7 protein-coding genes are annotated in these 7,725 nt (G+C 70.0%); all 7 read right to left on the bottom strand.

The window, feature by feature from the left end; all coding sequences use genetic code 11:
* Nucleotides 1-72: 72 nt before the first annotated feature.
* Entirely contained in the window at nucleotides 73-552 is a 480-nt protein-coding gene (gene hslV, locus AB1609_11655) for an ATP-dependent protease subunit HslV (protein ID MEW6047120.1), read from the bottom strand.
* A gap of 26 nt (nucleotides 553-578) precedes the next feature.
* Nucleotides 579-1,949 carry a methylenetetrahydrofolate--tRNA-(uracil(54)-C(5))-methyltransferase (FADH(2)-oxidizing) TrmFO gene (gene trmFO / locus AB1609_11650; GenBank protein ID MEW6047119.1) on the bottom strand — a complete coding sequence of 457 codons (1,371 nt, stop codon included), beginning with the start codon at nucleotides 1,947-1,949 and terminating at the stop codon, nucleotides 579-581.
* A complete protein-coding gene (gene topA / locus AB1609_11645) occupies nucleotides 1,933-4,170 on the bottom strand; it encodes a type I DNA topoisomerase (protein ID MEW6047118.1) in 2,238 nt (745 codons plus the stop codon). Before topA ends, trmFO begins: the two co-directional genes overlap by 17 nt.
* A gap of 44 nt (nucleotides 4,171-4,214) precedes the next feature.
* Complete coding sequence (gene dprA / locus AB1609_11640; protein ID MEW6047117.1) at nucleotides 4,215-5,429, bottom strand: DNA-processing protein DprA; 1,215 nt, start codon at nucleotides 5,427-5,429, stop codon at nucleotides 4,215-4,217.
* Nucleotides 5,430-5,675: 246 nt separating this feature from the next.
* Entirely contained in the window at nucleotides 5,676-6,797 is a 1,122-nt protein-coding gene (locus AB1609_11635) for a DegT/DnrJ/EryC1/StrS family aminotransferase (protein MEW6047116.1), read from the bottom strand.
* On the bottom strand, nucleotides 6,769-7,593 hold the full coding sequence (locus AB1609_11630; GenBank protein MEW6047115.1) for a hypothetical protein: 825 nt from the start codon (nucleotides 7,591-7,593) through the stop codon (nucleotides 6,769-6,771). The genes AB1609_11635 and AB1609_11630 overlap by 29 nt, the downstream gene beginning before the upstream one ends.
* A gap of 5 nt (nucleotides 7,594-7,598) precedes the next feature.
* Nucleotides 7,599-7,725: ATP-binding protein (locus tag AB1609_11625; protein MEW6047114.1), on the bottom strand; the 127-nt coding region annotated here is incomplete at its 5' end.

Genomic DNA, 7,725 nt, shown 5'->3' with positions numbered 1-7,725 from the left:
CGCGGGGTGAGATCTTCCATGCGCACGCCCATCACTTCCAAACGAGCGGCCTGGCGCTTTGGGGCCCCTGGCTCAAAGTTCCTCCACCAGAATGCGGTCGTTTGTATATATATCGATGGAAGCCGCAATCATCAGGGACTCCTGCACGATCTCGGCCGGCTTCAGAGCGGTGTGGCGCAAAAGCGCGCGTGCCGCCGCGAGGGCGACCGGCCCGCCTGACCCGATGGCCGCCACCCCGTCGTCGGGCTCGACGACCTCCCCGTTGCCGGAGAGCACCAGAAGGTACGCGGTGTCGGCCACCAGGAGCAGCGCGTCGAGCCGGCGCAGCACCCGGTCGGTGCGCCAGTCCTTGGCCAGTTCGGAAGCCGCCCTCGGCAGGCTTCCCCCGTGCGCCTCGAGCTTCGACTCGAACCGGTCCAGAAGCGTCAAGGAGTCGGCCGCAGCCCCGGCGAAGCCGGCCAGGACCCGCCCCTGATACAGCCGGCGAACCTTGCGGGCCGAGTGCTTGATCACCACCTGCTGGCCCATGGTGACCTGCCCGTCGGCCCCCATGGCCGCCTTGCCGTCCCGCACCACTGCTACGACCGTGGTGCCATGCCAGACGGCGCTGCCACGGCTTCCTGCCAACGCCGCACCTCCTCCGCCACGCGGTCGATGGCTGCGAGCGCCCGAGTGACCTGACGGGCGCGCCGCTCCTTTCGGCTGTGCACCCGCCCTTGTACCGGCGGCAGCAGGCCGAACGCCGCGTTCATGGGCTGGAAGTCGTCGGCCCGGGCAGTGGTCACGTACTGCCACAGTGCCCCCATCATGGTTTCGGCCGGAAGCACGAGAAGCTCCTCGCCCCGGACAAGGCGCGCCGCGTTGATGCCCGCCAGGAGCCCGGCCGCCGCCGACTCCACGTACCCTTCCACTCCCACGATGAGCCCTGCCAAAAACAGCCGCGGGTGCTCACGCATCTGCCCCGTAGGGCGCAACAGCCGGGGCGAGTTGACGAACGTGTTGCGGTGCACCACCCCGAAGCGCACGAACTCGGCCTCTTCAAGCCCCGGGATCATGCGGAAGATACGCGCCTGCTCACCCCACTTGAGCCGGGTCTGGAAGCCGACCAGGTTCAAGAGGCGCCCCTCCCGGTCCTCCTTGCGGAGCTGAACCACCGCATAGGGCATGCGGCCGGTGGCCGGGTCCTTCAGGCCAACCGGGCGCATGGGGCCGTAGCGCAGCGTGTCCAGGCCCCGGCGCGCCAGCTCCTCCACCGGCACGCACCCCTCGAAGAACTTCAGCTCGCCGGGCAGGTGGCCCGCATGCTGCTCGGCTTCTGCCAGCGCCCGGCTGAACGCCTCGTACTGCTCCCGGTCCATCGGGAGGTTGAGGTAGTCGGGCGTGCCCTTGTCGTAGCGGCTCGCCCAAAACCCCCGCTGGGTGTCGACCGACTCGGCCGTGACGATGGGGGCCGCGGCATCGTAAAACGAGAGCAACTCCTGGCCTGTGATGCGACCGAGGCTTCCGGCCAGCGCGTCGGAGGTGAGCGGGCCTGTGGCCAGGATCACCGCGCCCTCGCTCGGGTCGGGGACCTGCCTCACCTCCTGCCGTACAAGCTCGATGAGCGGGTGCGGCTCAATTTGCTGCGTGATCCATCCGCTGAACGCGTGCCGTTCGACCGCCAGGGCGCTTCCCGCGGGGACCGCGGTGCGGTCGGCAGCGGCGACCACGAGCGAACCGAGCCGCCGCATCTCCTCCTTCAGCAGCCCCGCCGCCGTGTCGAGCCCGGCGCCTCCCAGGGAGTTGCTGCAGACCAGTTCGGCAAGGAGCCCCGTCTGGTGAACGGGCGTCATCTGCTGCGGCCGCATCTCGTACAGGCGCACCCGCACGCCCAGGCGCGCCGCCTGCCATGCTGCCTCACTCCCGGCAAGCCCCCCGCCGACGATGACCACGCTAGCTTCCCGAGCCATGCGGCGCCGTTCCCTCCGCTACAGGGCCTTCTGCCCGAACCCGGCCGTCCTCCTGCACACGCCCGTCCGCCGGGCCAACGCTCACCTGGCCCGGAGCCTGCCGGTAGGTGCAGGCGGGCTCTTTTTTCGCCTCGTCGCGCTCGAACAGGCCGGAGCAGACCTCGGTCTGGGAGTTGCGGCCGCCCTGGTAGACCAGCGGCCGCCCGCAGCGCGGGCAGCTTCTCCCAACGGGGCGATGCCAGAGTATGTAGTTGCAGCGCGGGTAGTTGGAGCACCCGTAGAACGTGCGCCCCTTTCGGGTGCGCCGTTCGACCAGCTCGCCGCCGCACCGGGGGCAGCGAACCCCGACCTTGTTGAGCAGAGGCCGGGTATTCTTGCACTCTGGGTACCCCGAACACGCCAGGAACTTACCGAACCTCCCCCACCTGACCACCATGGGCCGGCCGCAGCGCTCGCAGACCTCGTCGGTGGCCTCCTCCTGGACCTCGACCCGCCCGAGCTTTCGCATCGCGTCCTCGACGCGGGCTTCAAAAGGATGATAGAACTGCTCGACCACCTGCTGCCAGGGCACCTGGCCGGACTCCACCGCGTCGAGCTGCGCCTCCATGTGGGCGGTGAACTCCACGTCCACCACATCGGGAAACTGCTCCTTGAGCAGGCGCACCACGGCGCGCCCGAGAGGCGTCGGTACCAGCCGATGGCCGTCGCGCTGCACGTAGCGGCGTTCCAGGAGGGTCTCGATGGTGGGGGCATACGTGCTGGGCCGCCCGATGCCCAGTTCCTCCATGGTCTTGACCAGGCTTGCGTCGTTGTACCGGGGAGGTGGCTGGGTGAAATGCTGTTCGGGCTCCACCTCGACCAGCACCAGCACCTGCCCCTCCACGAGGGCGGGCAGCGTCTGCCGGGCATCCTCTTCATCGGTGTGATCGTCGCCCGCCTCCCGCTCCTTCTGAGGGCCCCAGACGACCAGGAACCCCGGCTTCAGGATGACGGTGCCGGTCGCCTTCAGGCCGAACCGGCCCGCCTCGATCTGCACGGTCGTCGACTCGACGAGGGCCGCGGCCATCTGGCTGGCCACGAAGCGCCGCCAGATGAGCTCGTACAGCCGCCATTGGTCACGGTTGAGGTGAGGCTTGACAAGCTCCGGAGTGCGTTCCACGGAGGTCGGGCGAATCGCCTCGTGGGCCTCTTGCGCTCCTTTGCGGCTGCGGTAGACGTTAGGGCGCTCCGGGACCCCTTCCGGGCCGAACTTCTCGGCGATGAAGCGCAGCGCGGCCGATTGGGCCTCGGCGGCCACGTTCACCGAATCGGTGCGCATGTACGTGATGAGGCCCACGGCGCCTTCTTCGCCCACGTCCAGCCCTTCGTAGAGCTGCTGGGCGAGTTGCATGGTACGCCGGGCCGTGAAACCGAGCCGGCGCGCCGCCTCCTGCTGCATCGTGCTGGTGGTGAAGGGCGCCGGGGGTCGGCGCTGGCGCTGGGCCTTGTTGACGGAGGCGACCCGGTACTCGGCCCCGGAGAGCTCGGCGGCGAGCCGCCTGGCGGTCTGTTCGTCGCCGAGCTCGGGCTGCGCGCCGTCCACCGTCTCCAGGCGCGCCCGGAAAATAGAGGCGGGCACACCGTCCGCGCCGGGGCGCAGCAGCGCGTCGATGGTCCAGTACTCCCTGGCAACGAACGCCTCGATCTCATCTTCTCGTTCACACAGGAGCCGCAACGCCACCGACTGCACGCGCCCGGCGCTCAGCCCCCGCTGAACCTTCTTCCACAGAAGCGGGCTGAGCCGGTAGCCCACGATCCGGTCGAGGATGCGCCGCGCCTGTTGGGCATCCACCAGGCGCTGGTCGATGCGGCGTGGATGGGCAAGCGCCTGCTCAACGGCCCGTCGCGTGACCTCATGAAACTCGATGCGGCAGGGTTTGTCCCGGGGGATCTGCAGCAGTTCGGCCAGATGCCAGCTGATGGCCTCGCCCTCACGGTCGGGGTCGGTGGCCAGCAGCACCTGTTCGGCCTTCTCGGCCTGGGCTTCAAGCTCCTTCACGGTGCGCGCCTTTCCCCGCACCACCGTGTAGCGCGGGCGGAAGCCCTTCGCCACGTCGATGCCGAACTCGCTAACGGGCAGGTCCCTCACGTGCCCCATGGAGGCTCGCACGCTGTACCCCGAACCCAGGAACTTCGACAGCGTGCGCGCCTTGGCGGGCGATTCCACGATGACCAGCTTCAACGGATCCTTCCCCACCCTGTCGCTTTGAGAAGACTCCCCTAATTTTAACTCAACCGGCGGGCCGCCCATCTCCCGTCCGCAAGCCGGCGAACCCGGCCCGCCGCCTCGAGTTCGGTCATGTAGGCGACCAGCCGGTTCACCGGCAGGCCCGTGCGCGCGGAGAGTTCCTCTACCTCGGCGGGCCGGCGGACGAGCGCTTGGTAGAGCGAAGCGACGGCCGCGGGCAGTCCCCCGTCGAGTGGAGGGGATTCTGGCGGCTCGGGCGTTGCTCGGCGCACCGGGCGGGGTCGGAGCCGCCCCGGCCTGCCGCCCGAGGCGCGCGGCCGCTGCTGTTCGGCTGCTTCCAGCCGGCGCAGAACCTCCAGAGCCGAGTCCGCGGCGTCCTCCGGCGACAGGCACGGGGGGCAGCCGTCGGCGATGAGCTGATTGGAGCCCCGGCACGTGCTGCGCGTCACGTCGCCGGGCACGGCCAGGACGTTGCGGGAGAAGCTGTCGGCCAGGCCGGCCGTCGAAAGGGCCCCGCTTGTGCTGCGGGCTTCGACCACCACCACGGCCAGGCTCAAGGCCGCGATGACCCGGTTGCGTGCGGCGAAGCGCCAGCGATCCGGCTCGACGCCCGGCGGATACTCGCTGATCAGGGCCCCGCAGCGAGCGACCTGTTCGAAGAGTTGCCGGTGCTGCGGCGGGTAAGCCCTGTCGATCCCGCACCCCAGCACCGCGATGGTGCGTCCCCCGGCCCGGATCGCGCCCCGGTGGGCCGCCCCGTCGATCCCGGCTGCAAGCCCGCTCACAATGGTGAAGCCGCGGCCGGCCAGTTCCGCCGCCAGGGTCTCGGCCACCAGGAGCCCGTTGACGTCGGCTTGCCGCGAGCCGACGATGGCCACCGCCAGCCGATCCTCGGGCGCCAAAGAACCCCTCACGTACAGCACCGGCGGCGGATCGGGCACGTGCAGGAGGTTGAGCGGATAGCACGCCTCCTCGCCGTCCCAGGGGGTCACCGCCGAAGCCGGAAGGGCCTGGAGAGCCCGGTGAAGCTCCCGCAGCATTCCGGGCCTGCGCCGCAGCCTGAGCGATGAGAGGGCGACCCGTGACAGCGCCCGGTCGCTTGCCTCTTGCCACGCCTCGGCCGGGGCCTCCCATGCCTGGCGCAGGCCTCCAAGGCGCTCCACTGCCCGGTGAATGGCGGCGGCGCCGATCCCCGGAAGCTGTGCCAGGGCGCCGGCGTAAACCCCCGGCGCAAACGCCTCAGCCCTGCCCATCGGCCCGGGGGGCGGCATCCTTTGCCGCGCTGACCAGGGACACCAGGCCGCAGACCGTGCAGGCGAGCGCCTCGGTGCCCCGCCGCCTGAGCTTCACCTCATGCGGGGTCTGGCGACGGCACGAGGGGCACTCGTGCGATCGGCGTTCGGGTGAAGGGGCTTCCTGAGGAGCTTTGTTCATGGAAGCGGAAACTCCCCTCCTGCAACCTCTTCCGTGGAGAAGAGGGTTTCACCGGCTACCCGATTTTAGGCCCTGCCGGCATAAAAGCGGCGGATGCTTTCGACGACCTCGTCCACTTCTGCCACTTCCAGTTCGGGGAACATGGGAAGCGACAGCACCTCGCCGGCGGCGCGCTCGGCCTCCACGGGCCGGGAGGGGGTGAACGCCACGGCGGCGAGGCCCGGCTGCTCGTGCAAGGGTACCGGGTAGTACACCGTGCTGCCAATGCCCTCCCGCGCCAGGTGTGCGGCAAGCTCGTCGCGGCGCGGCGCGCGCACGGTGAACTGGTGGTAGACCGAGACCCCGCCGGAAGTCTCCGCCACGGGCACCGAAGGAAGGCCCGACAGGCCCTCGGCGTAGCGGCGCGCAAGCCACCTGCGCCGCTCGGTCCACTCCTCCAGGTGGCGCAGCTTCACCCGCAGCAGTGCCGCCTGGAGCTCGTCGAGGCGGCTGTTGATGCCGGCGGCGTCCTCGCAGATGTAGCGCCGGCGCTGTCCCGATTCCCGCAGCGCCCGCACCTTCCCGGCCACCTCGCCCGACGGCGTGACCACCATGCCGCCGTCGCCGCAACCCCCAAGGTTCTTCGTGGGATAGAAGCTGATGACGGCGGCGTCGCCGAAGCTCCCGACGGGTCGGCCCTGAAAGGATGCACCGATCGCTTGCGCCATGTCCTCCACCACCAAAAGCCCCCGCCGGCGCGCCAGGTTCAAGATGGCGTCCATGGCGGCCGGGTTCCCGAAGAGGTGTACCACCACCAGGGCGCGCGTCCTCGGTGTGAGGGCCCGCTCGATCTCGGGCGCGCCCACGTTTAGCGTCGTCGGGTCAACGTCGGCGAATACCGGCCGTGCACCTGTCCGCACGATGCTCGTGGCGGTCGCGATGAAGGAGAAAGAGGTGGTGACCACGTCGTCCCCGGGCCCGACACCCAATGCCCGCAGCGCCAGGTACAGCCCGTCGGTGCCGTTGGCAACCCCCACGGCGTGATCCACGCCGCATAGCGCCGCCACCTCCCTTTCCAATGCCTCCACCTCCGGGCCCAGGATCATGCGCCCGGAATGGAGCACCCCGCGGGCGGCGGCGGTGAGTTCGTCGATGAGCCGCCCGTGCTGCCGGGTCAGGTCAAAGCTCGGGATTCGATGAGCCGTCAAGTTCACCAGTCCTCTCCCTTCCGGGAGCCCGGGCCGTGACATGGGGGAACTGCTGCACGAAGCGCAACAGTTCCTGAACCTCCGGCACGGCGAGCGCATCGGCCCCCAGCTCCGCTTCTGCGTGCTCAAGGGGTAGGGCGCTTCTGAACAAGACCCGGAAGGCCCTCTGGAGCTTCTGCCTGGTCTCAGCGGGAACGCCGGCCCGGCGCAGCCCGACGACGTTGAGCCCGTACAGGGCCGCCGGGTTGCCGTGCGCCAGGGTGAAGGGCGGAACGGGGATGTCCACGCGGCTGAGCGCCCCCACCATGGCCCGGCGGCCTATCACCACGCCGGCTTCCACCAGGCAATACCCCCCCACGATCGCGTCCTCGTGCAGCTCGGCGCCGGGCTGCATCACCGACCCGTGGGTCAGAATGGCGCGCGCGCCGAGGTGGCTTCCCGGCCCCATCCACGTCTTCGCCATGACGAAGGCCTCGTCATCCACGCGAGTGGGGCGGCCGGGGGGCCCCGCCTCGACGACAGCGTACTCCCTCACCCGCACCCCCCTGCCCAGGATGACGCTTTGCTCTTGCGCGGCCGGGCTGCCCAGGACGGCCCCCACGTCTATGAAGCACCCCTCGCCCATCGACGTGCCCGGCCCCACGTACGCCCGCACGCCGATCCGTGCGCCGGCCCCTACGCGCGCCCCGGCTTCGATACGGGCAAACGGGCCGACCTCGGCGGGCGCCTCGAGGCAGGCCGCCGGGTGTACGAAGGCGGCGGGATGAATCGCGACAGACCCCCCACCATCCCCCATCTCGCTCAGAACTCCCCTTCGCTTCGGCGGTAAGCAAGCGCCTCTTGCAGGTGCTCCTGGGTGATTTGCTCCGATCCGTCCAGGTCGGCTATGGTGCGGGCCACCGCGAGAGCCCGCGTCATCCCGCGGGCG

The organism is Bacillota bacterium (genome assembly GCA_040754675.1).
Taxonomy (GTDB): Bacteria; Bacillota; Limnochordia; order Limnochordales; family Geochordaceae; genus Geochorda.
The sequence above is the reverse complement of the archived record's forward strand: the minus strand, read 5'-3'. Positions and strand labels throughout refer to the sequence as shown.